Here is a 24,632-nt window from a genome sequence, read left to right on the forward strand (position 1 = left end):
AGAGATGATGACCAAGGTTCGCCCACGCTCCCTGCTGCAGGTGGTATTGATGGGATTCGCGCTGGTGTTGATGCCGCTGGGCGGGATGATCTGGCACAACAGCACCGCCCTTGCCCACCTCAGCCAGCTCACCAACGACGAGATGGTGCGGGCGGTCAAGGATACCCGCCGTGCCACCCTGCTGACGGCGCAAGCCATCGATATCGAACGCACCTTGCGCCGCTTCGCGGTGCTGGGGGACAGGCGCAGCCTCACCAGCTACCAGCAGCAACTCGACGGGTATCGGGTGTTGCTGGCGGAACATCGCAGCTCCATCTCCGATGGCCAGCTCTACCGCGGGCTCGATCAGGGGCTGGCTTGGCTCGACAGTTTGCAGGATGCCGCGCTGGCCCGGACGGCGGTGGCGGGCGACAAGCTCGAGCAGTTCAATGATGCCAACAAGCAGCTCGAAGTGGTCACCCGCAGCCGGGTTGATGAGCACATCGATCGGGTACAACTGACTATCGCGGAGCTGACCCGCGAACTCTGGTGGGTGAGCGGTGTCGTGGCGGCCATCAGCCTGCTGCTGGTCTTTATCTTCACCTACCTCATCATCCACCCGGTACGACAGATTGAGTCGCGCATCTTGAGTCTGGGGGCCGGGGTCGAACCCGATCCCAGCCCGGTTGACGGTCCCGCCGAGCTGGTGTTGCTGGGGCAGCGGATCGTCTGGCTGCACGACAAACTCAAGGAGCTGGAGCTGCAGAAGTACCAGTTCCTGCGCCATGTCTCCCACGAGCTCAAGACGCCGCTGGCGGTGCTGCGGGAGGGCACGGATCTGCTCTGCGAACAGCTGGTGGGGCCGTTGACCGCGGATCAGCTGGAGATCTGCCAGATGCTCGACGAGAACAGTCGCCGCCTGCAGACCCTGATCGAGCGGCTGCTCGACTTCAACCGGCTCAGTCAGCAGGAGGCCTTCGAACTGGAGCCCGTTCCCCTGCTGCCGATGTTGTCGGAACTTTCTGCAGAGTACCGGCTGGCATTGGAGTCCAAGCAGATCCGTGTACACTTGCCGACCGTGCCGGTTACCCTGTGGGCTGAGCCCTACCGGCTGCGACTGATCCTCGATAACCTCTTCTCCAACGCCGTCAGTTACGGCGCCAGCGGGGGCAATATCTGGATCAGGGCAGGGCAGGACGAACAGACAAGCTGGCTGGAGGTTGCCAACGAGGGACCCGAGATCCCCGTGGCCGATCAGCAACGAATTTTTGAACCCTTCGAGCAGGGCAGCACAGTGCGGCAAGGTCTCTTGAAAGGCTCTGGCATGGGCCTCTCCATCGCCCGCGAGTCTGCCACCAGCCTGGGGGGAGAACTGGTTCTGGTAGAAGATGAACAGGCGGATGTCTGCTTCAGGTTGACGTTGAAATGAGGACTATGAAGATACAACGCGTATTTCCAGCGCTGATGGTCGGGCTGCTCGCGGGTTGCTCCTTGCTGCCGCAACAGCCACAGCGGGACTCCTCCGATATCGCTTTTGCCAAGCGGATGGAGTTTGCCAACAAGGAGATGCAGGTGCGTCTGCAATACTCCGACTGGCTGCTGGCCAGTCACCCCCAGCAACGGGTGCAGGAGCGTCAGCGGCTGAAAGGGGCCGACGATCTGGAGAGCCGGGTCAGTCTGGCAATGGTCGATTCCCACCCCGCCGAATCGGTGGCCAATCGCACCGCCGGGCTGGTGCGCCTGAAGAAGATGCTGCCCGAACTGGGGCTCGATGCGCAGGCCTTTTTGCGCAGCTGGATCGCCCTCGGCGAGCAGCTGCTGGCCCGCGACAGCCGTCGCGATGACCAGAGTCAGGAGATCCAGCGGCTGCGCCGCCAGATCGAGCAGCTGACCGCCATCGACGACCAGCTCAACCAGCGCAAGCTGAACGAGAATCGTGAGGTAATACCATGAGTCGGATCCTGTTGGTGGATGACGACGTCAGCCTGCTCAAACTGATGAGCATGCGGCTGCGCAGTCAGGGTTATGAAGTGGATACCGCCGACAGTGCGGAAGGGGCCCTCGACCGGTTGCGTCAGCAACGGGCCGATCTGGTACTGAGCGATCTGCGGATGGCCGGCATGGACGGTCTGGCGCTGTTCGAGCGGATCCAGGCCCAGTGGCTGGGTCTGCCGGTGATTATCATGACCGCCCACGGCACCATCCCGGACGCCATTCAGGCGACCCGCTCCGGGGTCTTCAGCTTCCTGACCAAACCCATCAACAAGGATGAGCTGTTCGCCACCATCGAACATGCTCTCAGCCTGACCCGGCCGAAACAGCAGCAGGAGTGGCAGTCGCTGATCCTGACCCGCAATCCCCAGCTGGAGCAACTGCTGATCCAGGCTCACAGCATCGCCACCATGGAGGTGCCGGTGCTGATCATGGGGCCGTCAGGCTCCGGCAAGGGGGCGATGGCGCAGGCGCTGCATCAGGCCAGTCAGCGCCGTGACAAGCCGCTCCATACCATCAACTGCGCCGCCATTCCGTGGGCGTCACTCGACTTGCAGCTGTTTGGTGAAGATGGTCAGTCAGGGCTGTTCGAGCAGGCCAAGGGGGCGACCCTGTTTCTCGACGAGATTGGCAGCCTCTCCGAATCCCTGCAGGCCAAGCTGCTGCAGGTGATGGAGGAGTATGGTCAGGGCACGCCGGAGGTGCGGGTGCTCAGCTCCAGCCATCAGGATCTGGTCAAGGCGATGGAGGAGGGGCGTTTTCGGGAAGATCTCTTCTACCGTCTCAACGTCGCCAATATCACCTTGCCGTCTCTCAGTGCCCGCAGCGAGGATATCCCCCTGCTGGCCCGACAGGCGCTCGATGATTACCGTAGCCGCCACAGTGACTGCGCCGCCATGGGTTTTTCGCCCGAGTCGCTGGCGATGCTGGCGGCCGCTGCCTGGCCCGGCAACGTGCGCCAGCTCTGCAACGTGGTGGAGCAGCTCGCCAGCCTCTGTTGCAGCCCGGTGATCGGGGTCTCCATGGTGGAGTCCGCCCTGAGCGGCGGTGGCGGCGGCATCCCCTCGTTCAACGAGGCGCGGGCCGAATTCGAGAAGGAGTATCTGATCCGTTTGCTGCGCACCACCGAGGGCAACGTGACCCTGGCGGCCAACATGGCGGGCAGAAACCGTACCGATTTCTACAAGTTATTGAATCGGCACGGTATCGAAGCTGCAAACTTCAAATCGAAGGGATAAATCAGGCGGGATCAATCACAGCCGGAGCGGCGTCGGCTTTCTGGGTTTTATGGGAGAGCCAGAGGCCGCTCGCCTTCATCGGGTAGCTGAATTCAAGGGTGCGCCGATGATCTGGCGAGTGAATGAAATCAGGCGGGATCAATCACAGCCGGAGCGGCATCGGCTTTCTGGGTTTTATGGGAGAGCCAGAGGCCGCTCGCCTTCATCAGGTAGCCGAACAAGGCACCAATGATGAGGGAAGGCAGGATCAGCCGCCACTCGCCAGCCGCCCCGAAGGTGGCACAGCAACCGGCAAAGGTGCCGGGAATGTAGCCGAGCCACTGCTGCTTGGCCTGCACGCACATCAGGGTGGCCACCACCCCCGTCATCACATAGCCCGCCACGCCAGCACCCCACAGGTCACCACCATGGATCAGCAGCAGCGCCCACAGCATGCCGCTGGTGTTGCAGAAGATGGTCTGCAGCAGCGCCTTGTAGCCGCCGTTTGACGCGAAATAGCTGGTGCAGCCGAGAAAGCCGACCCAGGAGATAAGGCCGAACGCGACGGCAATCCAGCCCCAGACAGCGGAGAGAATTCCAGTAGTGATGGCGATGGCGATCAGTGGGCTCATGGGGCGACTCTTCAGTTGGCTTCGCAAAATGGGCAGCCTACCCCCGGCAATCGGGGCGGCAAGCGGGGGCCGAATTGTGTGTGATCTTTATCACCCTTTTCAACTCAGGAATACGCTTGCGCTCGCGAAAAAAATTCATTGGTGACCGGCCTGACAGTCGGCCATAGTTAGAGGCCCTGTCCTGCTCATGGAGTGAGTCTGATGGCGCCCAATGTGATCGTTCCCCTGCTGGTGTTCGTAGTCCTGTTTCTGGTCGGCACCATGGCCAAGGCACTGCCCCTGCACCACATGATGTAAATTTGTGTGAAATAAAAATCTGCCGGGGCGGGTCTTATCCATATCGCCTTATGTAGCCCCGGGAGTTTTTCATGTTGATCAAGCGTCGTGCCGCTCACCCCCTCACCGAACAGGATGTCACTCCGGAAGCCGTCTATCAGGATCGCCGCCTTATTCTCAAGGGGCTGGGTCTGGGCGCCGCCACCCTCGCTTTTCCCACTCAGGCCGGTGTGCTCGATCTGCTGCGCGGTAAAGAGGATGCTCCCCAATTAGCCACCAGGCCGCTCAACAGCAAGCCTGCCGAGCGCCCGGCCAATCTGGTGCTGACACCGGAGGAAAAGGCCACCAGTTACAACAACTTCTATGAGCTGGGTACCGACAAGTCCGACCCGGCCCGCAACGCCCATTACCTCAAACCCGAACCCTGGACTCTCAAGGTGGAGGGGGAGGTGGCCAAGCCCTTTACCCTCGATGTGTGGGATCTCATCAACAAGAGCGAGCTGGAGGAGCGGATCTACCGGCTGCGCTGCGTCGAAGCCTGGTCCATGGTGCTGCCCTGGAACGGTATCTCGCTGGCGGAGATCATCCGCCGCGCCGAGCCCACCAGTCGCGCCAAGTTTGTCGCCTTCGAAACCCTGTTTGATCCGAAACAGCTGCCGGGGCAGGCTTCCAGTCTGGGGGGGGGGATCGAGTATCCCTACGTGGAGGGGCTGCGTATCGACGAGGCGATGCACCCGCTCTCCTTCCTTGCGATGGGGCTCTATGGCAAGACCCTGCCCGCCCAGAATGGCGCGCCGATCCGGCTGGTGGTGCCGTGGAAGTATGGCTTCAAGAGCATCAAGAGCATCGTCTCGATCCGGCTGGTGGAGGAGATGCCCCCCACCACCTGGAACCTGCTGGCGCCCAACGAATATGGCTTCTACGCCAACGTCAATCCGCAGGTGGATCACCCGCGCTGGAGTCAGGCCAGCGAGCGCTTTATCGGCGAGGGTGGCGTGTTTGGCGCCAAGCGTCAGCCGACCCTGATGTTCAACGGCTATGGTGACGAAGTCGCCTCGCTCTATCAGGGGATGGATCTGCGCCAATGGTACTGAGATTGAAACCGGCCCATATCAGCGGTTTGCGGGCGCTGGTGCATCTGGGCGCTCTCGGCTTCCTGCTCTGGCTGGGGTTTGCCATTCCGGCAGGCCTGCTGGGTGGCGATCCGGTGCCCGAGCTTATCCACTACCTCGGCAAGGGGGCGCTCAACCTGCTGCTGCTCACCCTGCTGGTGTCGCCGCTGGCCAAGCGCTGGCGGCAGGGGCAGCTCATCAAGCTGCGCCGCCCCCTCGGGCTCTGGTGTTTTGCCTGGGCGCTGCTCCACTTCATGGCGTGGCTGGGGCTGGATCTGCAGTTTGACTGGGGGCTGATTGGCGGCGAGCTGGTCAAGCGCAGCTACATAGTGGTGGGGATGGTGGCATTGCTGCTGCTGGCCGCCCTCAGCATCACCTCGCTGCCCGCATTGCAGCGCAGAATGGGCGCCGCATGGCAGAAGCTGCACAACTGGGTCTATGCCATCGCCCTGTTGGTGCCGGTGCACTACTGGTGGTCGCTCAAGAGCGGTTGGGGGGAGCCCCTCATCTACCTGCTGCTGGCCTGCGCCCTGCTCTGGCCGAGGAAAGATAAGCTGCTGCGCCCCTGGCGGGGACGCTGGAATGCAAAAGAGGCCTAATCGGCCTCTTGTTGTTTGATCTCGCCCGTGTAGGCATCGACGATGAGATGCACCTTCTGATCCTGGCGATTGAGGGTTTTGACCTCGAATTTGTCCCCTTCCAGCTCCACTTCCCGAATGTCGTGATACCCTTGCGCCAGCAGGAGTTTGACCAGCCCGGCCATGTCGAGACGGCTCTGGGCCGCCCAGCTTGTGGCACTCAACAGACAAAGGATCAGCAGGACACTGCGCGGGATCATATTCATTCCGGATTCATGGCTGGCAGACTATAAACGCCATTATGTTAGGTTTTTGGAGATGAATCATCCATGAATAGAGCGCTCCCTCTGCTCGGGTTATTGCTGCCGGTGCTGGCACAGGCGGTCACGCCTGATGAAGCCCAGTTGCAGCAAGCGGTCCATGAGGGACGGGTTCGGCCCTTCCATGAAATGATGGAGGTGGCGGCCAGATTGCCGGTGCGGGTGTTGCGGGTGGATCTGGGGGAAGAGGATGGTATCTGGCTCTATGAACTGCGAGTCATCGATCGGGAGAACAGCGTGATCAAGGTGGCCTATCGGGCCGACAACCTTGAGCTGGTGTGGGCCAAGGGCCACCATTTGGAGCGGCTGTTCGAACCGCCCAAGCCCCCGGTCGAGGATGATGAATAACCCCTGTGTGGAAGCCTGTTCATGCGAATTCTGATTGTTGAAGACGAAAAAATCCTGGCCGGCCAGCTGGCCGAACAGCTGCGCCTCTCCGGCTTTGTCACCGATCTCTGCCACGATGGCAACGAGGCCGGTTTCCTCGGTGAGACCGAACCCTACGACGCCATCATTCTCGACCTCGGTCTGCCGGGGCGCGATGGCCTGAGCGTGCTGAAAGAGTGGCGCAGCAAGGGGATCGATACCCCTGTGCTGGTATTGACCGCCCGTGGTCAGCTGCACGAGAAGATCGAAGGGCTCAACGCCGGTGCCGATGACTACCTCACCAAGCCGTTCCAGGTGGCCGAGCTGGTAGCGCGTGTCCATGCGCTGGTGCGCCGGGCGGCAGGCAACGCCAGCTCCATTCTGGAGATTGGCGGGGTGCGCCTCGACATGGCGGCATCGCAGGTGTGGTATGAAGGGACTCCCATCAAACTGACCGCCCACGAGTTCCGGGTGCTCGGTTATCTGATGCAGCACCGGGGCAAGGTGGTGTCGCGCAGCGAGCTGATCGACCACATCTATGCCCAGGATTTCGACCGCGACTCCAACACCGTCGAGGTGTTCATCGGCCGCATCCGCAAGAAAACCAACCCAGACTTGATTGAAACAGTGCGCGGCCTCGGGTACCGGATCAACGAATGAGACTGGTGAGAACCCTGCGGGGGCGACTGCTCGCCATCGCGCTGGTGTGGTGCGGGCTGTTTCTGTTCGCCACCGGTTTCAGCCTGCAGACCATGATGCGCAACTATTGGCAGGAGGCGGAGGCCGACGGTCTGCGCCTGCAGCTCTATGATCTGCTCTCCCGGCTGGAAGTGGCCAAAACCGGCCTGCCGGTGGTGGTCGAGCCGATGTCGGATCCCCGTTTCAGCCAGCCTTACTCCGGCTACTACTGGCAACTGGAGCTGGGCCACGATGTGGTGGGGCGCTCCCGCTCCCTGTGGGATACCACCCTGAAGAGCGACGGGCTCAAGTCTGCCTTTGGCGATCCCGATCTGTTCGTCGGCAAGGGGCCAAATCGTGAACCCTTGCTGATCATGACCCGCACCGTGCTGCTGCCCGGTTCCGATCGAGTGTTCACTCTGGTGATGGCCAAGGACAGCAGCGCCCTGACCCAAACCCTCAACAAGACCCGCATCAGCCTGTTCCTCGGCCTCGGCTTTGCCGCCGCCGGTCTGGTGCTCGGCTTCATGTTCCAGATCGTCTATGGTTTGCGGCCGTTGCACCTGCTGCGCCGCGAGCTGGGGCGGGTTCATGAGGGTCATCAGGAGGGGTTCCGGCTGCGCTATCCGCTGGAGATCCAGCCGCTGGTGGAGGATATCAACCGGCTGCTGCACCACTACGGCGAGCTGCTGCAGCGGGCGCGCTCCCACACCGGTAATTTGGCTCACGCCCTCAAGACGCCGCTCAGCATCATGCGCAATCAGGTGGCCCAGTTGCCGCCGGAGGATCAGGCCGCCATCGGTGAGCAGCTCGACCAGATCCAGCGCCATATCGATTACCACCTTGGCAAGGCGCGGGTGACCGGCGCCGCCAAGATCCTCGGGGTCTCGACCCCGGTGCGGGCGCGGGTGGAGTACATCTGCCGCGCCTTCTCCCGCCTCTATCCGGGCAAGACGGTGGACTTGCAAGTGCCTGCCAATCTGGCGGTCGGGGTGGAGGAGCAGGACTTCGACGAGATGGTGGGCAATTTGCTGGAGAACGCCTTCAAGTGGTCTGCCAGCGAGCTGCGCATCTCCAGCGCCGAGCTGGGGGGCTGGATCACCCTGCGTATCGAGGATGACGGCCCCGGCATGAGCGAGGATCAGATCGCCAAAGCGGTGCTGCGCGGAGTGCGGCTCGACGAGAAGGTGCCGGGCTCGGGCCTGGGTCTCAACATCGTCTCCGATCTGGCGGAAGCCTATCGGGGCAGTTTCATCATGGGCCGCGCCGAACTGGGCGGTCTGGCCGCCTCTCTCTCGTTGCCCAAGGTGGCAAGAGTCGAGAGCTAGGCATAACATATGGCATTTGTTTTAGCCTGAGGAAGAGAAGCATGACCGACGATCCGTGGGCATTGTGTCACCTTGACGATTCGTTTGATGCCTCTGTGCTGGGGGTCAAGGGCGCCCAGATCCAGTGGTTTGAAGACAGGGATGGCCTGATCGCGTTCCTTCTGGAAGATTTTGTTGACCTGCTGGCCGATGTGGGCGAGCTAGAGGAAGATCAGACCGAACAGGCGCGTGAGCGCTTCACCCTGCTGGTGGAGCAGAGCTTCGACGATCGTACCCTGATGGATGCCATCAACGATCTCGCCTCCGGCCTGCGTCGCATCGCTTGGCTGGGGCCGCTCTCCGAGCTGGCCGAGATCAGCGATGAGTTCGCCTCCGGCCTGCGCCGCTACTTCTGGAGCCAGTACGACGGGGATGAAGATGACCCGGATGCCTGGGTGCCGGAAGAGCTGTGGCCGCAGCTAGTTGAGTGCGCGCAGGAGTATATGGAAGAGGGGGATTTTTAAATCCGTCCGGACTATGTGTGCTCTTTGGCAGACAGATACAGAAACGGCGCCTTGATGGCGCCGTTTTTATTGGGTGGTAATCGCCTTAGCCGTTGGCCGGTACCGCGTGGGCGGTGTTGGCCAGCACAGGGCCGGTGTACTTCTCGATCTGCAGCTGGGCCATGTGGCCGCAGTTGCCCTGCGCCAGACTGGACGAGCCTTCGTCGAAAGTGAGGCAGTTGACGTTGCCGTTCTTGCAGATGCTGCCCGCTTCGCCCGGTTTGGCCGGGTCATACCAGGCCCCTTCGCAGATCCGCACCACGCCCTGACGCACATCCTCGGAGAGCAGGGCGCCCACCAAAATCTGGCCGCGCTCGTTGAAGGCGCGCACCAGATCCCCCTGGGCGATGCCACGGGCCTTGGCGTCGGCCGGATGGATCATGATCGCTTCGCGGTCGGCGATGGCGAACTTGTCCCGTAGCGGCGTGTTGTCGAGCTGGGAGTGCAGCCGCTGGGTCGGATGGGAGGTGTTGAGCGACAGCGGATAGCGCGTTGCCACCTCGCTCTTCACCCACTCTTTGGGCTCATACCACTTGGGATGACCGGCGCAGTCGGCATAACCCATCCCCGCCACCGTGTTGGAGAAGATCTCGATCTTGCCGGACGGAGTGCCGAGCGGGTTGAGCAGCGGGTTCTCGCGAAAATCGGCGTGACGGATCCACTGGCGGTTGGCCTCGGGGATCGGGAAGCGGATGTAGTTGTTGGACTCCCAGAACATGTTGAACGGCGGCAGTGCCACGCGGGCACCACGGGCCTGCGCTGCCATGCCGTCGTACATCTGCTTGAGCCACAGCATCTCGTCTTTGCCTTCGGTGTACTGCTCCTGCACACCCAGCTTGGCGGCGATGGCGCTGAAGATATCGAAGTCGCTGCGGGACTCGTGCTGGGGCGGCACGCACTGGTGCATCGGGAAGACATAGCGCTGGGAGTAGTCGCCGCCCATCTCCAGATCGTTGCGCTCGTAGCTGGTGGTGACCGGCAGCACGATGTCGGCGTGCTTGGCGGTAGCGGTCCAGTAGGGCTCGTGCACTATCACGGTCTGCGGCTTGCGCCACGCCTGCAGCAGGTTGTTGGTGTCCTGATGGTGGTGGAAGGGGTTGCCGCCCGCCACGTAGACCAGCTTGATGTCCGGATAGGTTACCTTGCGGCCGTTGAAGTCGATGGTCTTGCCCGGGTTGGCGAGACAGTCGGCGATGCGGGCCACCGGGATCGGGGCCGGGCTGTTCTTCGGCGCATTGCCGGCGGAGATACCCGCCAGAATACCGCCCTTGGCGGTGGGGCTGCCACCGGAGGAGTAGTGGTAGCTGAAGCCGTAGCCGCCGCCTGGCAGGCCGATCTGGCCCAGCATGGAGGCCAGGGTCACCAGCATCCAGTTCGGTTGTTCGCCGTGTTGCTGACGCTGCATGCCCCAACCGGCCATGATCATGGTGCGCTTGGATGCCATGTCGAGGGCCAGCTGGCGAATTACCTTGGCATCGACGCCGCAGACGCTGCTCGCCCACTCGGCGCTCTTCGGCTGACCGTCATCCTTGCCGAGCAGGTAGGCGAGGAACTTGTCGAAGCCGACGGTGTAGCGATCGAGGAAGGCCTGATCGTGCTTCTTCTCGCTGTAGAGGGTGTGTGCCACACCCAGCATCATGGCCACGTCGGTGTAGGCGTTCGGGGCAATCCACTCGGCGCCGACCAGCTTGGCGGTCTCGTTGTAGATGGGATCGATGCTGATGACGCGGGTGCCTTTCTCTTTCAGCGCCATGAAACCGGCCTGACCCTCGTGATCCGGCATGTTCCAGCTGTTCTTCAGGGTGACCTGAGCGTTGACTCCCCACAGCACCACCAGTTCGGCGTTCTCCACCACGTTGGGCCAGGCGGTCTGCTGCTCGTACACCTCGATGGAACCCATCACGTGGGACATGATCACCTGGGCCGCACCGGTGGAGTAGTCACCGGCATAACCGGTAAAGCCGCCGGAGAGGTTCATCAGGCGGTGCAGCAGGGTGCGGCTGTTGTGGAACATGCCGACACTCTTCCAGCCGTAGGAACCGGCGTGGATCGCCTGCGGACCGAAGTCACTCTGCACGCGCTGGATTTCACCGGCCACCAGTTCGATCGCCTTGTCCCAGCTCACCCGTACCCACTCGTCGGCGCCGCGCAGCTCCGATTTGGCGCCCGGGCCGTGCTCCAGCCAGCTCTTGCGTACCATGGGGTACTTGATGCGGTTCTTGGCGTGCACCTGGAACGGCGCCATGTCGATGAGATCGTTCGGCGCCGGATCATCGGCCACCGGCTGGACGCGTACCATGCGACCATCCTCGACGACCGCCTCAAAGGCACCCCAGTGGGCGCCGGTCAGAATGCCCTTCTGGGCGGGCACCAGGGTCGGGAACTGGCTCAATGCGGTGCTGATGGCTTGCGCCAGCGCGCTCTTGGGAAAAATACCGCCGAGCAGGGGCAGGGCTGCGCAGGCGCCGAGCCCCTTGAGCAGGTTGCGGCGGGACAGATTGGTCTTCTTGTCGTTGAAAAAAGTCATAACGGTTTTCCTCTGTTCCAGCCTTAGTGGGCCGCGCTCATGTCACTGGCATGTTTCTGGACATACTGGGTCAGCATGCGAGCCTGTTCCGGGGTCAGGGAGGTACGAGACTCCATCCCCTTGATGACGCCGATCCACTGGTTGGCATTGAAGTGATCCAGCGCGGTGAGGCCGTGGCAGCCGGTACAGTTGTTGGACATCAGGTTGGAGGCGTATTGCCACAGCTTGCCCTGATCGCCGATGAGCTGGGTCTGGTCTACCCAGGCGGTCAGCTTGACCTGATGCCAGGTGAGGTTGGTGGCGCTGTCGGTTTCGCTCTGGCCGGTGACCAGCGCTTTCTTGGCGGCATCGCCGACCAGTACGCTGAGGATCCGTTTGCCCGGTGCGGCGTAGAACACTTCGCTCACGCCATCCTGTTGCCAGCCTTCGATCTGCACCTTGGCTCGGCCGTTTTCGTTGGCCAGCACTTCCACCTTGGTGGAGGGCATCAGGGTGCCTTCGTCAGTCTTGGCGGCGGCATCGAGGAACAGCGGGGTGGTGGCGATGGCGTAGCGGGTGGTGACGTTGGCCGGAGTCTGGGCGGCAGCCTGCGCCAGCTCGCTGGCACCGGCGGCAGCCAGGCCGCTCATGTCAGGCATGATGTGGGCGACACCGCGGTGGCAGTCGATACAGGTTTGCCCTTCATTGATGGCGACCGGGTGCTCGGCGCGGGCATTGGGGCGCTGGGCCAGAATGTCCATCGCCTCGTAGCTGTGGCAGCTGCGGCAGGTGGCGGAGTCGTTGGCCTTCAGCTCGTCCCAGACGGACTGGGCCATCCGCAGCTTGTGGGCTTCATATTTCTCAGGCGTGTCGAGCGTGCCGATCGCTTCGTGATAGATATCCTTCACGGCGCGCATCTTGGTCCACAGGTAGGAGGTGGGGTCACCCGGAATGTGGCAGTCGGCACACTCGGCGCGGATCCCCTTGGTGTTCTGGAAGTGGACGCTGCCCTGATACTCGGCGAGCGGAGTCTGCATGGAGTGGCAGGAGACGCAGAATTCGGTGGAGCTGGTCTTGTGCAGCACGGTCACGGTGACACCCAGTGCCGCGACACCCAGCAGGGCCCCGAGCAGCAGGAGCCAGAACCAGGTTTTTCTTATCAGTTTTCCAATCATGGCGGCGTTTTCCTACGGTCAATTTTTACCTACATAGTACTAGTCCAATAGTAGTAGTAATGACAGGGATAAGGCGTTGACCTTCATCATGGTTTATATTTTTTGATGGCTGTCACATTTTGTCTTTTGTTTTGATATTGACTGTTGAGTGGAATTAAATTCAATTAATCGTCGATTGATCAATTTATTCACTTTCCACGACAGCTGTTAGCCCCCTCGCAAAACCCCACAAGATTCGTTGATATAGTGAACAGTGAGCCACAACGGAGTGTCGCCGATGAGCCCTTTCTCACTGCTGTGTGTCGCCGCCAACGTGCAGCTGCTGACCGAATTCGAACAGGAGCTGGCCCCGCTGCTCGGCCATTTTGCGCTGGTGGTGGTGGTTGGGCAGGAGTCGGCGGAGCTGGCCCTCGACGAGCTGGATCGTAAGGGGCAGCCGCCCGCTGTGGTGGTGTGTGACAGTGACTTGGGGGATGGGCGAGGGGCCGATTTTCTGATCCGCCTAGGCAGCCGCCACGAGGCGTGCCGCAAGATCCTGTTGGGCAGCCAGCCGGAGATGAAATCGATCATCGAGGCGGTCAACCTCGGTCGTCTCGACTACTACCTGCAACGCCCCTGGCGCGATGGCAGCCTGCGTCGGGCGGTGATCGAGCAGGCCAGCCACTTTGTGTTGCTCCAGCCCGAGGCTGACCTGCTGAGCTATGCCGCCGTGCTCGACAACCAGAAGTTGCTGCGGGTCCACGTCGATCGCCAGTTGGCAGCCTATCGGCAGGGTTTTATGGATTACACCCACTGCAGCGATGAAGAGCTGTCGCGGGTGGTGATCGACGGCCTCTACCAGTTTTTCGATGGCAATGACGAGGCGCGGGTCTGCCGCCACTACAGTCCGGGCCATGTGCTGACCCGCGAGGGGGAGCCCAATAGCTTCCTCTGGTTTATCGCCAAGGGGGAGGTGGTGCTGCGCAAGCGGGACGAGCAGGGCATCGATCAGGAGGTGGTGCACTATCGCACCGGCTCGCTGGTGGGGGGCATGTCCTTTGTGACCGGCGAACCCGCCTTCACCACCGGGGTGACCCTGACCGGCGCCGAGGTGATCAAGCTCGACAAGCTGCAATTCTCCCGGGTGATGCAGGCGCGCAGCGAACTGCTCCCCTCCTTTACCAATCTGCTGCTGCGCCACTTCAACCGCCGCCTGCAAAACAGCATCCGTACCGAGATGCGGCTGCAACAGACCCTCAACTCCCTCGATGCCGCCCACGCCCAGCTGGTGGAGAGCGAGAAGATGGCGATGCTGGGTCAGCTGGTGGCCGGTGTCGCCCACGAGCTGAACAACCCGGTGGCGGCCATCATCCGTGGCAGCGAGACCCTGCGGGCCGCCATCCCCGATCTGGTCAATCTCGAACTGCCTGCTCCCATCAAGGGGCTGGGCAACCAGACCCTCTGTCAGGTGCTGACCGCCCAGCCGGTCTCGACCGGCGAGATCCGTGACAAGACCCGGCAGGCGGAGGGGCGCTTTGGCGATCGCCAGCAGGCGCGGCTGGCGGTGCAGATGAATCTGGATGACGAGCTGAACTGGCAGCGCTGGTTTGCCAGCCGCACCGCCGCCGAGCGGGAGGCGCTGCTATCCCGGCTGGAGCTGTTCCAGCAGACCGGCAGCTTCCTGCGCAATATCGAGGTGTGTGCCCGTCGCATCGGCGATCTGGTCAAGAGCCTCAAGCAGTATGCGCGGCAGGATCGGCTCGAACCCTCGCTGGTGGACCTGCACGAGGGGCTGGAAGATACCCTGATGATTTTCGAAAACCGCCTCAAGCACCATGAGATCTGCAAGGAGTATCAACCGCTGCCGCTGGTGCGCTGTCACCCCATCGCCCTGCAACAGGTGTGGACCAACCTGATCGCCAACAGTCTGGATGCCATGAGCGGCCCGGGGCGACTCACCATTCGCACCGGATTGCTGGATCCCGAGTGGGCCATGGTGGAGATCGAGGATAGCGGCTGCGGCATCGAGCCCGAGTTGTGGCAGCGGATCTTCGATCTCAACTTCACCACCAAGCGGGAGGGCCATTTCGGCCTCGGCATTGGCCTGAGCGTTTCGCTGCAGATAGTTCAGCAGCACCACGGCCGGATCGAGGTGGAGTCTGAGTCGGGTCGTTACACCCGGATGCGGGTCTGTCTGCCGCTGGATGGCATGGGGCTGGCCGGTTACGGGGGCGAACCTCATCACAACAAGGAGCATGCGGCCTGAGCCGTCGCCAGCATCAATCGCGCGGCGTGCCAAACCATGTCGCCAAGGAGGAGCAATGAACAAACACTATCTGATCCTGTGTGTGGACGATGAGCGTGAGGTGCTGGATGCGGTGATCCACGATCTCGCCCCGTTCCGTTCCCACTTCGAGCTGGAGGCGGCCGAGAGCGTCGATGAGGCGCGAGCGGTGGTGGAGGAGTGGGAGAGCGACGGCAACAAGCTGGCGCTGATCCTCTGTGACCACATCATGCCGGGAACCCTGGGGGTCGATTTTCTGGTGGAGCTGAACCAGCGCGCCAGCACCCGTGCCAGTCGCAAATTGCTGTTGACCGGGCAAGCGGGGCTGGAGGCCACCGTCGAGGCGGTCAATCGTGGCGGACTGCACTACTACCTTGCCAAGCCGTGGAAGCTGGAGACCCTGCAAGAGGCGGTGCGCGAACAGCTGACCGACTACCTGCTGGCGGAAGATGGCGAAAATGCCTTCCACTATGCGCCGCTGCTCAATCAGGCGCGGCTGTTTGCCGCCATCCACGATCACCCGTTCGACGAATAGGGGCTGTTGGGCTTTCGCGGTGGCAGTTGTATACTGTCTGCATATACAGTATTGCAGGTAGCCACCGATGCGACTCTTTATCGCCGAGAAGCCCACGCTGGGCCGCGCCATTGCCGATGCCCTGCCCATGCCCCACAAGAAGGGCGACGGTTTTATCGAAACAGCCCAGGGGGATGTGGTCACCTGGTGCATCGGCCATCTGCTGGAGCAGGCCGAGCCCGATGCCTATGACGCCGCCTTCAAGCAGTGGCGGATGGAGCACCTCCCCATCATCCCCGCCCAGTGGCAGCTGGTGGCCAAGCCCAAGACCAAAACCCAGCTCACCGTCATCAAGCGGCTGATCAAGCAGGCGGACTGCGTGGTCAACGCCGGTGACCCGGATCGGGAAGGGCAACTGCTGGTGGATGAGGTGATCGACTTTCTCGGCTACCCGAAAACCAAGCCGGTGCAGCGTTGTCTTATCAGCGATCTCAACCCGCCTGCGGTGCGCCGCGCCCTCGACAAGCTGCGGGACAACAAGGAGTTCGTGCCGCTGGCGGTCTCCGCACTGGCCCGCAGTCGGGCCGACTGGCTCTATGGGATTAACATGACCCGTGCCTACACCCTGCTCGGGCGCAAGGCCGGTTGCAGCGAGCTGCTCTCGGTCGGTCGGGTGCAGACTCCGCTGCTGGGGCTGGTGGTACGGCGGGATCTCGAGATCGAGGCCTTCGTGCCCAAACCCTTCTACGAGGTGCTGGCCCATCTGCTGACCGACGGTAACGAGCGCTTCACCGCTAAGTGGTTGCCGTCCGAAGCCTGCCTGCCGTGGCAGGACGAGGAGGGGCGGGTGCTCAACCGGGCGCTGGCCGACAAGGTGGTGAGCCGGATCAACGGCCAACCAGCTCAGGTCGAATCGGTGGAGGAGCAGGCCCGCAAGCAGGCGGCGCCACTGCCTTACAACCTCTCCAGCTTGCAGATCGATGCCGCCAAGCGGTTCGGCATGGATGCCAAGCAGGTGCTCGACATCTGTCAGAGCCTCTACGAGCGCCACAAGCTCATCACCTATCCGCGCTCCGACAGCCGCTATCTGCCGACCGACCACTTCAAGCGGGCCGAGCAGGTGCGCGGCGCCATCGCCGCCACAGCGCCTGCGCTGGCCAAGGCAGTCGCCGAGGCAGACGGCAAGATCCGCAGCAAGGCATGGAACGACAGCAAGGTGGATGCCCACCACGCCATCATCCCCACCGAGAAGCAGGGCAACCCCGCCACGTTGGGGGCCGACGAGGCGAAGCTCTATGGCCTGATTGCCCGCCAGTACCTGCTGCAGTTCTATCCCCCGTTCGAATACAACGACAGCAAGGTGCTGCTGCGCATCGCCGGTGGCCTGTTTCAGGCCAAGGCGCGCCGCATTCTGAAAGCGGGCTGGAAGGCGCTGCTCGGAGTGGAGGAGGATGACGACGAAGAGAAGGCGGGCACGCTACCCGCGCTGAAGGAGGGTGAGCAACTGTTGTGCGAGCGGGGCGAACTGCTGGAGAAGATGACCCAGCCGCCCAAGTCGTTCACCGATGCCACCCTGCTGGCGGCCATGACCGGCATCGCCCGCTATGTGCAGGATCCCGAGATCCGCAAAACTCTGCGCGATACCGACGGCCTCGGCACCGAGGCGACCCGGGCCGGTATCATCGACCTGCTGTTCAAGCGCCGCTTTCTGGTGCGTCAGGGCAAGAGCATCAAGGCGACCCCGACCGGGCGGGCGCTGGTGCAGGCGCTGCCCGCCACCGCCACTACGCCGGATATGACGGCGCTGTGGGAGCAGAGCCTAGGCCAGATCGCCGAGCGCCACGGCAGCTATCAGCAGTTTATGGGGCCGCTCACCGAACAGCTCAACGGCTTGATCGAGGGGGCGCGGCAGGACTCTGGCGCCAGCTTCAGCGCCCTGCCGAAGGAGGCGCCGGGTGCCAGCAAGCGGCGCTTTGCCAAACGCAAGAGTCCGGCGGCCAGCGGCGCTGGTGCCGCTCCTCGCAAAAGCACGGGCAAGCGCACAGCCAGAAGCAAGGCTGCCTGACCGTTTGAGGGGCGTTGCTGGCGGTTTGGCTGATGTGCAAATGCCGCCAGCGGAAAAGAGAGAGGGGCCATATGCCCCTCTCTCTTTTTTATCGCGGTAATGGCTTGGCTCCACTTAGCCGGTGTAGACGTTCTCTTCCGGATAACGGATGCGGGTCTCGACCGGGCGGGCCAGCATAAAGGCCAGGGTGAGGGGGCCGAGACGGCCGCAGATCATCACCAGCACCAGGATCAGCTTGCCCGGCTCGCTCAGGGAGGCGGTGATGCCGGTAGAGAGGCCAACGGTGGCAAATGCCGAGATGGTCTCGAACATGATTTTGTCGAACGGCAGATCCTCGGTCACCATCAGCAGGAACATCGCCAGCATCAGTACCATGGTGCTGACGATGATGATGGCCAGCGAACGGGTCACGATTTGGGGCGACAGGGTGCGGCCAAAAGCGGTGACATGGGGTCGTTTGGTCAGAAACGCCTTGGTCGCCAGCAGCACAACAGCGAAGGTGGTCACCTTGATACCACCACCGGTTGAGGTCGCACCGGCACCGATAAACATCAGCATCATCAGGAACAGCAGCGCCGCCGGGGTCATCAGCCCGATATCGATGGTATTGAAACCGGCGGTACGGGCACTGGCAGACTGGAAGAAGGCGGCCAGCAGCTGGCCACCGATACCGGCCTTGCCGAGGGTACCCGGGTTGTTGTGCTCCAGCAGCCAGAACATCAGGGTACCGGCCAGCAACAGCGCCGGGGTCATCAGCAGCATCAGTTTGCTGTGCAGCTTCAGCTTGCGCCAGCGGCGGTTGCGCACCAGATCGACGATGACGGTAAAGCCGATCCCCCCCAGGATCAGCAGACCGGCGATGGTCAGGCTGATGATGGGGTCGTCTCTATAGTCCATGAGATTGTTGGCAAACAGCGAGAAGCCGGCGTTGTTGAAGGCCGAGACCGCGTGGAAGAAGCTGACATAGAGGCCGTGCACCCAACCCATCTCGGGCACCCAGCGGATCGCCATGATGCCGGTGCCGATCAGCTGGGCAATAAAGGCGAACAGCACAATGCGTTTGACCAGCTGGATGATGTTGACCGAGCCCTCCTGTCCCAGCGCCTCCTTGGCCAGTACCTGCTGGCGCAGACCAACCCGTTTGCTGAAGATGGCGATCAGCAACAGGGTCATTGTCATCTGGCCCAGTCCGCCGATCTCCATCAGCATCAGCAGGAAAATCTGCCCCTGCAGGGTGAAGGCACTGCCGGTGTCCACCACGCCAAGCCCCGTCACGCTGATGGCCGAGGTGGCGGTGAACAGGGCGTTGACGAAGGTGACCTCGCCATTGTGGCTGGAGGGTTGCACCAGAAAGATGGTGCCAACCAGCAGGATGAACAGGAAGCTGCCGAGGATCAGCCTTGCCTCGCTCCAGCGGGAGTCCTGCTCCCGATGCAGCGCAAAGGCGTAGCTGCTGCGCCAGTTGATCATAGGGTTTCGAGCCAGTGGTCGATGGCGTGCTTGTTGCCCGCGAGGATCAGGATATCGCCCAGTTGCAGCTCCATCTTGCCGGTCAGTACGTTGTGCAGCACTTCACCGCGCTTGATGGCGAGCAACTGGAAATCGCTCTGCTGCAGCAGGTGAAGGTCCCCGAGCGCCTTGCCATTTTGCGGCAGGCCGATGACAAACTCGGTCAGCACCATGTTGTGGCCCAGTTCCAGATAGTCGAACAGCCGGTTGTCCAGCATGCTCTGGGCGACCCGGCGGCCCATGTCCCACTCCGGATTGATCACCTTGTCGGCGCCCACTTTTTGCAGGATCTTGGCGTGGAACTTGTCACGCGCCTTGACCCACACCTTCTTCACGCCTGCCTCTTTCAGGACGAGGGTGGTGAGGATGCTGGTCTCCAGGTTGTCGCCGATGGCGACGAAGACGATATCGAAATTGGCCAGCCCCAGTTCGGCGACCGTGGCCTCATCAGTGGCGTCAGCGACGATGACGTGATTGCAGAGGGCGGCGATTTGGCGGGTCTTGCTCTCGTCGATATCGATGGCCAGCACTTCGGCATCTTGCCGTTGCAGCTCTTCACATAGCGCGCTGCCAAACAGGCCCAGGCCGATGACGGCAAACTGGTTGTTCATGAGTTGTTCCTCAACAGTTGAAGCCGTCTACTGTAAACCACTGTTATTGCCCCGAAAAGGGCCCGAGTTTTTCGTCAGGGGGTAACTTGAGGTAGACTGCGCCCTTGCACCAAGCCGGGATAGACCGATGAAACTGAATGCCAACGCCTCCTTGTTGAAGCTCAACACCCTTGCCCTCGATGCTTATTGCCTCTGGCTGGCCGAGGTGGAGCAGGTTGCCGATCTGGCGACCCTGCGTGCCGATCCACAGCTCAACCAGTTGCCTCGCCTCAATCTGGGCGGCGGCAGCAACATGCTCTTCACCACCGATTTTCTCGGTCTGGTGGTGCTCAACCGGCTCAAGGGGATTACCGCTGAAGATGGTGGCGATCACTGGTTGCTCCATGTGGCGGCCGGTGAAGATTGGCATCAGCTGGTGCGCCATACCTTGCAACAGGGCTGGTTCGGGCTGGAGAATCTGGCGCTCATTCCCGGTACGGTCGGTGCAGCGCCGGTGCAGAACATCGGTGCCTATGGCGTTGAGCTGGCCGACTTCTGCGCCTATGTCGAGGCGTTCAACTGGCAGAGTGGCGAGATTGAACGGATCGCGGCGGCAGAGTGCCGCTTCGGTTATCGCGACAGCATCTTCAAACACGAGTATCAGGATTCCCACCTGATCACTGCCGTCGGGCTCAAACTGCCCAAGGCGTGGCAACCGGTGCTGGGCTATGGCCCACTGGCGGCGCTCGGTGACGCGCCTTCGGCGCAGGTCATCTTCGATACCGTCTGTGCCACCCGCATGGCCAAACTGCCGGATCCCGCCGTGCTCGGCAATGCCGGTAGCTTCTTCAAAAATCCGGTGGTGCCTGCCGCGCTGGCGGAGTCGCTCAAGGTGCGCTACCCGCAGATGCCCTGCTATCCGGCCGGAGAAGGGCAGGCCAAGCTGGCTGCGGGCTGGCTCATCGATCAGTGCGGTCTGAAAGGTTTCGCCATCGGCCGCGCCGCCGTCCATCAGGAGCAGGCGCTGGTACTGGTCAATCTGGGGGGCGCCAGTGCCATGGAGCTGATCGCACTGGCGGCTCATGTCCGTGACAGCGTGGAGCAGACGTTTGGCGTGGTGCTGGAGCATGAGGTGCGCTTTATGGGCGCGCACGGTGAAACCTGGCTCGACGAGGTGCTCTCATGACGTTGACTCCCATCAGACAGACCCTGATCACCCTGCTCAGCGACGGCCAGTTTCACTCCGGCGAACAGCTGGGCGAGCAGCTCGGCATCAGCCGGGCTGCGGTAAGCAAACACATGGCGGCGCTCAAGGAGCTGGGGTTGGATCTCTTTAGCCTGACCGGCAAGGGCTATCGGCTGGCGGTGCCGATGGCGCTTTATGATCAGGCCACCTTGCAAGCGCTGGCTCCGATGGCGCCGGTGCACTGTTTTCCGGTCATTGGCTCGACCAATCAGCACCTGCTGGATCGGGTCAATGATCTGCGCTCCGGCGAGAGTTGTCTGGCCGAGTGCCAGACCGCCGGGCGCGGTCGCCGTGGCAAACCCTGGATTTCGCCGTTCGGTTGCCAGCTGATCCTCAGCATGTACTGGCGACTCGAACAAGGCATGGCTGCAGCCATGGGGCTGAGCCTGGCGGTGGGTGTGGCTGTAGTCGAGGCGCTGGAATCCCTTGGCTATCAGGGCGTCGAGCTCAAGTGGCCGAACGACCTCTACTATCAGGGCCGCAAGCTGGCGGGGATATTGGTGGAGATGAGCGGTAGCGCTGGCGCCAGCTGTCATCTGGTGATCGGCATCGGTCTCAATCTGGCGATGCCTGCCCGCGAAGGGGAGAAGATCGATCAGGCCTGGGCCGAGCTGCGCCACATCAATCCGGAACTGGTGGATCGCAATCAGCTGGCGGCCCGGATGATCGTCCATCTGCAACAGGCGCTGCGCACCTTTGAGCAGCAGGGGTTGGCAAGCTTTGTCGATGACTGGAACCGGCTCGATCACTTTGCCGGTCGCCCGGTGCGTCTGTTGATGGGAGATCAGGAGATCCGCGGCATCGCCCGTGGCATCGACGATCGCGGCGCCCTGCGCCTGGAGACGGGCGAAGGGGTCAAATTCTATCTGGGGGGCGAGCTATCCCTGCGCCGGGGTGACTGAGGGCCAGCAAGGCCGCTGATGATGCCAAATAGAAGAGGGGGCCTGCGGGCCCCCTCTTCGTTATCCGGCAACTGCTGTCATCATTTGCGCAGCTTGATCTGCTCGATGGCGTGCTCATGGCCCTTGGTCATGATCAGGTTGGCACGCTCACGAGTTGGCAGGATATTTTCCTGCAAATTCAGATAGTTGATATCTTGCCAGATATTGCTGGCGATCCGGGTCGCCTCACTCTCCGCCAGCTTGGCGTAGTTATGGAAGTAGGAGTCGGGATCCGAGAAGGCACCGCTTCTGAACTTGAGGAAGCGTTCGATATACCAGGTGCGCAGCAGTTCGGCATCGGCATCCACATAGATGGAGAAGTCGACGAAGTCCGACACGAAGACCCGATGGGGCTCCTGGGGGTAGTCCATGCCGCTTTGCAGCACATTGAGTCCTTCCAGGATCAGGATGTCCGGCTGCTCCACCACCTTCTTCTCATCGGGAATGATGTCGTAGATGAGGTGGGAGTAGACCGGCGCTTCGACCTTCTCGTGACCGGCGCGGATATTGGCGACAAACTCCACCAGATGACGGATGTCGTAGGATTCCGGGAACCCCTTGCGACGCATCAGGCCGCGCTCTTCCAGTACCTTGTTGGGATAGAGGAAGCCGTCGGTGGTGACCAGCTCCACCCTAGGGTGCTCCGGCCAGCGCTCCAGCAGCGCCTGCAGAATACGGGCCGTGGTGCTTTTACCCCCCGCCACGCTGCCGGCAATGCTGATGATATAGGTGCCCTTGCCGCGGGACTGACCGAGGAACTGCTCCAGTACCCGGCTGCGACGCTGCTTGGCTTTGACATAGAGATTGAGCAGGCGGGAGAGGGGCAGGTAGATCTCTTCCACTTCCCGCAATGACACCTTCTCGTTGATCCCGCGCAGGGTCTGCAGATCGTGTTCGGTCAGGGTCAGGGGGACCGAATCGCGCAATAACGCCCATTGATCGCGGGTGAATTGCAGATAGGGGTTATGCTCTGTCGTCATGGTGTCATCACTGTTTCTTGGGCACGGCGACCATACACCAAGGGGGGGGGGGCGACAAGGGACGCAGCAGGATTGGCTTGTTTGCCCCCGCTTTTTTGCAAACTTCCCGGCAATAAAGCATATTTTGCCGGGTTCAATGGTTGCATCCCCCAAAACCTTACAATAAAATGCGCGACGCTTGACTGTCTGTCGTCTATTTGCCGTGCAAAAGCGATAAAAACAACGGGTGCAAGCAGAATTACCGTTGTGACAATCTGGCGTCTGGAGGGGTTCCCGAGCGGCCAAAGGGATCAGACTGTAAATCTGACGGCTCTGCCTTCGAAGGTTCGAATCCTTCTCCCTCCACCATATTTCTCTGCGGTTTGAGTTCTTTGGGTTAGAGAAATGCGGGCATCGTATAATGGCTATTACCTCAGCCTTCCAAGCTGATGATGCGGGTTCGATTCCCGCTGCCCGCTCCAAGATGCTGATATGGCTCAAGCGATACCAAGAGCTACACCCTCGGGTGAGGTCGGCAGTCGAATCTGCCTGTCAGCACCAGCCTCTCTTCCCCACCAGATTCAAATCCATCATATAAACTGTTCTGTGGTTAGCTTGCCACCGCGTACTCAGCGTTAGTTTAGAGGGACGATCATGTCTAAAGAAAAATTTGAGCGTAATAAACCGCACGTTAACGTGGGTACCATCGGCCACGTTGACCACGGTAAAACCACCCTGACTGCAGCTATCACCAACGTGCTGGCCAAGCACTTCGGTGGTAAAGCTTTCGCCTTCGACCAGATCGACAAGGCACCGGAAGAGCGTGAGCGTGGTATCACCATCAACACCTCCCACGTAGAATACGACACCGCTACCCGTCACTACGCCCACGTAGATTGCCCGGGTCACGCCGACTACGTTAAAAACATGATCACCGGTGCTGCCCAGATGGACGGCGCGATCTTGGTAGTAGCAGCGACTGACGGCCCGATGCCGCAGACTCGTGAGCACATCCTGCTGGGTCGTCAGGTTGGTATCCCGTACATGATCGTGTTCATGAACAAGTGTGACATGGTTGATGACGAAGAGCTGCTCGAACTGGTCGAGATGGAAGTTCGTGAACTGCTGACCGAATATGACTTCCCGGGTGATGACCTGCCGGTAGTACGTGGTTCCGCGCTGAAAGCGCTGGAAGGCGACGCTGCATGGGAAGAGAAGATCATCGAGCTGGCTCACCACCTGGATACCTACATCCCGGAGCCGGAGCGCGCAATTGACCTGCCGTTCCTGATGCCTATCGAAGACGTATTCTCTATCGCTGGCCGTGGTACCGTAGTTACCGGTCGTGTAGAGCGCGGTATCGTTAAAGTAGGTGAGACTGTAGAAATCGTTGGTATCAAAGATACCGTTTCTACCACCTGTACCGGTGTTGAAATGTTCCGTAAGCTGCTGGACGAAGGTCGTGCAGGCGAGAACATCGGCGCACTGCTGCGTGGCGTGAAGCGTGAAGACGTAGAGCGTGGTCAGGTCCTGGCCAAGCCGGGTTCAATCAAGCCGCACACCAAGTTTGAATCTGAAGTGTACGTACTGTCCAAAGAAGAAGGTGGTCGTCATACCCCGTTCTTCAAAGGCTACCGTCCGCAGTTCTACTTCCGTACTACCGACGTGACCGGTACCATCGAACTGCCGGAAGGCGTTGAAATGGTAATGCCAGGCGACAACATCAAAATGGTTGTTACCCTGATTGCTCCGATCGCGATGGACGACGGCCTGCGTTTCGCTATCCGTGAAGGTGGCCGTACCGTAGGTGCCGGTGTTGTAGCCAGCGTAATCGCTTAATCTTT

At 61.4% G+C, this 24,632-nt stretch carries 22 protein-coding genes and 2 tRNA genes; 17 read left to right on the top strand and 7 right to left on the bottom strand.

Features of this window, described 5'->3' with window-relative positions:
- Positions 1–7: 7 nt before the first annotated feature.
- From I6G90_RS17260 to I6G90_RS17270, 3 genes are read left to right on the top strand one after another with little or no spacing between them, the layout of a single operon-like run.
- Positions 8–1,408, top strand: a complete 1,401-nt coding sequence (locus I6G90_RS17260; RefSeq protein WP_197931215.1) for a sensor histidine kinase — start codon at positions 8–10, stop codon at positions 1,406–1,408.
- Positions 1,405–1,932: a hypothetical protein gene (locus I6G90_RS17265; protein WP_408628284.1), complete on the top strand. Its 528-nt coding sequence runs from the start codon at positions 1,405–1,407 to the stop codon at positions 1,930–1,932. Before I6G90_RS17260 ends, I6G90_RS17265 begins: the two co-directional genes overlap by 4 nt.
- Positions 1,929–3,209 (top strand): sigma 54-interacting transcriptional regulator, encoded by a 1,281-nt coding sequence (locus I6G90_RS17270; RefSeq protein WP_005339807.1) that lies wholly within the window; start codon positions 1,929–1,931, stop codon positions 3,207–3,209. Before I6G90_RS17265 ends, I6G90_RS17270 begins: the two co-directional genes overlap by 4 nt.
- Positions 3,210–3,337: 128 nt before the next feature.
- On the opposite strand, the gene I6G90_RS17275 is transcribed toward I6G90_RS17270, so the two are convergent.
- On the bottom strand, positions 3,338–3,820 hold the full coding sequence (locus tag I6G90_RS17275; RefSeq protein ID WP_197928480.1) for a DUF1097 domain-containing protein: 483 nt from the start codon (positions 3,818–3,820) through the stop codon (positions 3,338–3,340).
- Positions 3,821–4,188: 368 nt separating this feature from the next.
- On the opposite strand from I6G90_RS17275, the gene msrP reads away from it, so the two are divergent.
- Together msrP and msrQ are read left to right on the top strand one after the other, a co-directional pair.
- Positions 4,189–5,190 carry a protein-methionine-sulfoxide reductase catalytic subunit MsrP gene (msrP, locus tag I6G90_RS17280; RefSeq protein WP_058052000.1) on the top strand — a complete coding sequence of 334 codons (1,002 nt, stop codon included), beginning with the start codon at positions 4,189–4,191 and terminating at the stop codon, positions 5,188–5,190.
- Entirely contained in the window at positions 5,181–5,807 is a 627-nt protein-coding gene (gene msrQ, locus I6G90_RS17285) for a protein-methionine-sulfoxide reductase heme-binding subunit MsrQ (protein WP_111807327.1), read from the top strand. Before msrP ends, msrQ begins: the two co-directional genes overlap by 10 nt.
- On the opposite strand, the gene I6G90_RS17290 is transcribed toward msrQ, so the two are convergent.
- Positions 5,804–6,052, bottom strand: coding sequence for a PepSY domain-containing protein (locus tag I6G90_RS17290; RefSeq protein WP_058051998.1), 249 nt, complete (start codon positions 6,050–6,052; stop codon positions 5,804–5,806). The genes msrQ and I6G90_RS17290 overlap by 4 nt on opposite strands.
- 63 nt (positions 6,053–6,115) lie before the next feature.
- Here I6G90_RS17290 and I6G90_RS17295 point away from each other — a divergent pair, with 63 nt between their 5' ends.
- The 4 genes from I6G90_RS17295 to I6G90_RS17310 are packed head-to-tail and all read left to right on the top strand — an operon-like array spanning position 6,116 to position 8,981.
- On the top strand, positions 6,116–6,454 hold the full coding sequence (locus I6G90_RS17295) for a PepSY domain-containing protein (RefSeq protein WP_042063810.1): 339 nt from the start codon (positions 6,116–6,118) through the stop codon (positions 6,452–6,454).
- Positions 6,455–6,475: 21 nt separating this feature from the next.
- Positions 6,476–7,132 (top strand): response regulator transcription factor, encoded by a 657-nt coding sequence (locus I6G90_RS17300; protein ID WP_005339826.1) that lies wholly within the window; start codon positions 6,476–6,478, stop codon positions 7,130–7,132.
- The gene (locus I6G90_RS17305) at positions 7,129–8,478 is read left to right on the top strand and encodes a sensor histidine kinase (protein WP_042063812.1); all 1,350 of its coding nucleotides are present in this window, start codon (positions 7,129–7,131) and stop codon (positions 8,476–8,478) included. Before I6G90_RS17300 ends, I6G90_RS17305 begins: the two co-directional genes overlap by 4 nt.
- 41 nt (positions 8,479–8,519) lie before the next feature.
- Positions 8,520–8,981: a hypothetical protein gene (locus I6G90_RS17310; RefSeq protein ID WP_033135304.1), complete on the top strand. Its 462-nt coding sequence runs from the start codon at positions 8,520–8,522 to the stop codon at positions 8,979–8,981.
- A gap of 85 nt (positions 8,982–9,066) precedes the next feature.
- Here the strand turns inward: I6G90_RS17310 and torA are convergent, their stop codons facing one another.
- Positions 9,067–11,547, bottom strand: coding sequence for a trimethylamine-N-oxide reductase TorA (torA, locus tag I6G90_RS17315; protein ID WP_197928481.1), 2,481 nt, complete (start codon positions 11,545–11,547; stop codon positions 9,067–9,069).
- A gap of 23 nt (positions 11,548–11,570) precedes the next feature.
- Positions 11,571–12,701, bottom strand: a complete 1,131-nt coding sequence (locus I6G90_RS17320; RefSeq protein ID WP_197928482.1) for a NapC/NirT family cytochrome c — start codon at positions 12,699–12,701, stop codon at positions 11,571–11,573.
- A 277-nt stretch (positions 12,702–12,978) separates the two neighbouring features.
- Here I6G90_RS17320 and I6G90_RS17325 point away from each other — a divergent pair, with 277 nt between their 5' ends.
- The 3 genes from I6G90_RS17325 to I6G90_RS17335 all read left to right on the top strand — a co-directional run bounded on the left by I6G90_RS17325 (position 12,979) and on the right by I6G90_RS17335 (position 17,543).
- Positions 12,979–14,946 (top strand): ATP-binding protein, encoded by a 1,968-nt coding sequence (locus tag I6G90_RS17325; RefSeq protein ID WP_197928483.1) that lies wholly within the window; start codon positions 12,979–12,981, stop codon positions 14,944–14,946.
- A 55-nt stretch (positions 14,947–15,001) separates the two neighbouring features.
- Positions 15,002–15,499, top strand: a complete 498-nt coding sequence (locus I6G90_RS17330) for a response regulator (RefSeq protein WP_197928485.1) — start codon at positions 15,002–15,004, stop codon at positions 15,497–15,499.
- A 67-nt stretch (positions 15,500–15,566) separates the two neighbouring features.
- Positions 15,567–17,543, top strand: coding sequence for a DNA topoisomerase III (locus I6G90_RS17335; RefSeq protein WP_197928487.1), 1,977 nt, complete (start codon positions 15,567–15,569; stop codon positions 17,541–17,543).
- A 114-nt stretch (positions 17,544–17,657) separates the two neighbouring features.
- On the opposite strand, the gene I6G90_RS17340 is transcribed toward I6G90_RS17335, so the two are convergent.
- Positions 17,658–19,013 (bottom strand): TrkH family potassium uptake protein, encoded by a 1,356-nt coding sequence (locus tag I6G90_RS17340; protein WP_075114208.1) that lies wholly within the window; start codon positions 19,011–19,013, stop codon positions 17,658–17,660.
- A complete protein-coding gene (locus tag I6G90_RS17345; RefSeq protein ID WP_042657286.1) occupies positions 19,010–19,663 on the bottom strand; it encodes a potassium channel family protein in 654 nt (217 codons plus the stop codon). The genes I6G90_RS17340 and I6G90_RS17345 overlap by 4 nt, the downstream gene beginning before the upstream one ends.
- Before the next feature lie 127 nt (positions 19,664–19,790).
- Between I6G90_RS17345 and murB the strand changes: the two genes are divergently transcribed.
- Positions 19,791–20,828, top strand: coding sequence for a UDP-N-acetylmuramate dehydrogenase (murB, locus tag I6G90_RS17350; protein WP_159158029.1), 1,038 nt, complete (start codon positions 19,791–19,793; stop codon positions 20,826–20,828).
- Positions 20,825–21,790, top strand: a complete 966-nt coding sequence (birA, locus tag I6G90_RS17355) for a bifunctional biotin--[acetyl-CoA-carboxylase] ligase/biotin operon repressor BirA (protein ID WP_197928489.1) — start codon at positions 20,825–20,827, stop codon at positions 21,788–21,790. The genes murB and birA overlap by 4 nt, the downstream gene beginning before the upstream one ends.
- A gap of 80 nt (positions 21,791–21,870) precedes the next feature.
- Here birA and coaA read toward each other — a convergent pair whose 3' ends face one another.
- The gene (coaA, locus tag I6G90_RS17360; RefSeq protein ID WP_042063823.1) at positions 21,871–22,809 is read right to left on the bottom strand and encodes a type I pantothenate kinase; all 939 of its coding nucleotides are present in this window, start codon (positions 22,807–22,809) and stop codon (positions 21,871–21,873) included.
- 263 nt (positions 22,810–23,072) lie between these two features.
- Here coaA and I6G90_RS17365 point away from each other — a divergent pair.
- From I6G90_RS17365 to tuf, 3 genes are all read left to right on the top strand, one after another.
- Positions 23,073–23,157 (top strand) — tRNA-Tyr (locus I6G90_RS17365).
- A gap of 38 nt (positions 23,158–23,195) precedes the next feature.
- A tRNA-Gly gene (locus tag I6G90_RS17370) sits at positions 23,196–23,270 on the top strand.
- Positions 23,271–23,442: 172 nt separating this feature from the next.
- On the top strand, positions 23,443–24,627 hold the full coding sequence (tuf, locus tag I6G90_RS17375; RefSeq protein WP_042657281.1) for an elongation factor Tu: 1,185 nt from the start codon (positions 23,443–23,445) through the stop codon (positions 24,625–24,627).
- The last annotated feature ends 5 nt before the right edge of the window (positions 24,628–24,632 follow it).

Source organism: Aeromonas allosaccharophila, assembly GCF_016026615.1.
Taxonomy (GTDB): Bacteria; Pseudomonadota; Gammaproteobacteria; order Enterobacterales; family Aeromonadaceae; genus Aeromonas; species Aeromonas allosaccharophila.

Bases quoted from the DNA above. Each gene is read 5' to 3' on its own strand.
- I6G90_RS17265 (WP_408628284.1), top strand. From the start codon at position 1,405: ATGAGGACTATGAAGATACAACGCGTATTTCCAGCGCTGATGGTCGGG.
- I6G90_RS17325 (WP_197928483.1), top strand. From the start codon at position 12,979: ATGAGCCCTTTCTCACTGCTGTGTGTCGCCGCCAACGTGCAGCTGCTG.
- I6G90_RS17330 (WP_197928485.1), top strand. From the start codon at position 15,002: ATGAACAAACACTATCTGATCCTGTGTGTGGACGATGAGCGTGAGGTG.
- I6G90_RS17340 (WP_075114208.1), bottom strand. From the start codon at position 19,013: ATGATCAACTGGCGCAGCAGCTACGCCTTTGCGCTGCATCGGGAGCAG.
- I6G90_RS17275 (WP_197928480.1), bottom strand. From the start codon at position 3,820: ATGAGCCCACTGATCGCCATCGCCATCACTACTGGAATTCTCTCCGCT.
- tuf (WP_042657281.1), top strand. From the start codon at position 23,443: ATGTCTAAAGAAAAATTTGAGCGTAATAAACCGCACGTTAACGTGGGT.
- murB (WP_159158029.1), top strand. From the start codon at position 19,791: ATGAAACTGAATGCCAACGCCTCCTTGTTGAAGCTCAACACCCTTGCC.
- msrQ (WP_111807327.1), top strand. From the start codon at position 5,181: ATGGTACTGAGATTGAAACCGGCCCATATCAGCGGTTTGCGGGCGCTG.
- coaA (WP_042063823.1), bottom strand. From the start codon at position 22,809: ATGACGACAGAGCATAACCCCTATCTGCAATTCACCCGCGATCAATGG.
- msrP (WP_058052000.1), top strand. From the start codon at position 4,189: ATGTTGATCAAGCGTCGTGCCGCTCACCCCCTCACCGAACAGGATGTC.
- I6G90_RS17310 (WP_033135304.1), top strand. From the start codon at position 8,520: ATGACCGACGATCCGTGGGCATTGTGTCACCTTGACGATTCGTTTGAT.
- I6G90_RS17260 (WP_197931215.1), top strand. From the start codon at position 8: ATGACCAAGGTTCGCCCACGCTCCCTGCTGCAGGTGGTATTGATGGGA.
- birA (WP_197928489.1), top strand. From the start codon at position 20,825: ATGACGTTGACTCCCATCAGACAGACCCTGATCACCCTGCTCAGCGAC.
- I6G90_RS17345 (WP_042657286.1), bottom strand. From the start codon at position 19,663: ATGAACAACCAGTTTGCCGTCATCGGCCTGGGCCTGTTTGGCAGCGCG.
- I6G90_RS17270 (WP_005339807.1), top strand. From the start codon at position 1,929: ATGAGTCGGATCCTGTTGGTGGATGACGACGTCAGCCTGCTCAAACTG.
- torA (WP_197928481.1), bottom strand. From the start codon at position 11,547: ATGACTTTTTTCAACGACAAGAAGACCAATCTGTCCCGCCGCAACCTG.
- I6G90_RS17300 (WP_005339826.1), top strand. From the start codon at position 6,476: ATGCGAATTCTGATTGTTGAAGACGAAAAAATCCTGGCCGGCCAGCTG.
- I6G90_RS17305 (WP_042063812.1), top strand. From the start codon at position 7,129: ATGAGACTGGTGAGAACCCTGCGGGGGCGACTGCTCGCCATCGCGCTG.
- I6G90_RS17335 (WP_197928487.1), top strand. From the start codon at position 15,567: ATGCGACTCTTTATCGCCGAGAAGCCCACGCTGGGCCGCGCCATTGCC.
- I6G90_RS17290 (WP_058051998.1), bottom strand. From the start codon at position 6,052: ATGAATATGATCCCGCGCAGTGTCCTGCTGATCCTTTGTCTGTTGAGT.
- I6G90_RS17320 (WP_197928482.1), bottom strand. From the start codon at position 12,701: ATGATTGGAAAACTGATAAGAAAAACCTGGTTCTGGCTCCTGCTGCTC.
- I6G90_RS17295 (WP_042063810.1), top strand. From the start codon at position 6,116: ATGAATAGAGCGCTCCCTCTGCTCGGGTTATTGCTGCCGGTGCTGGCA.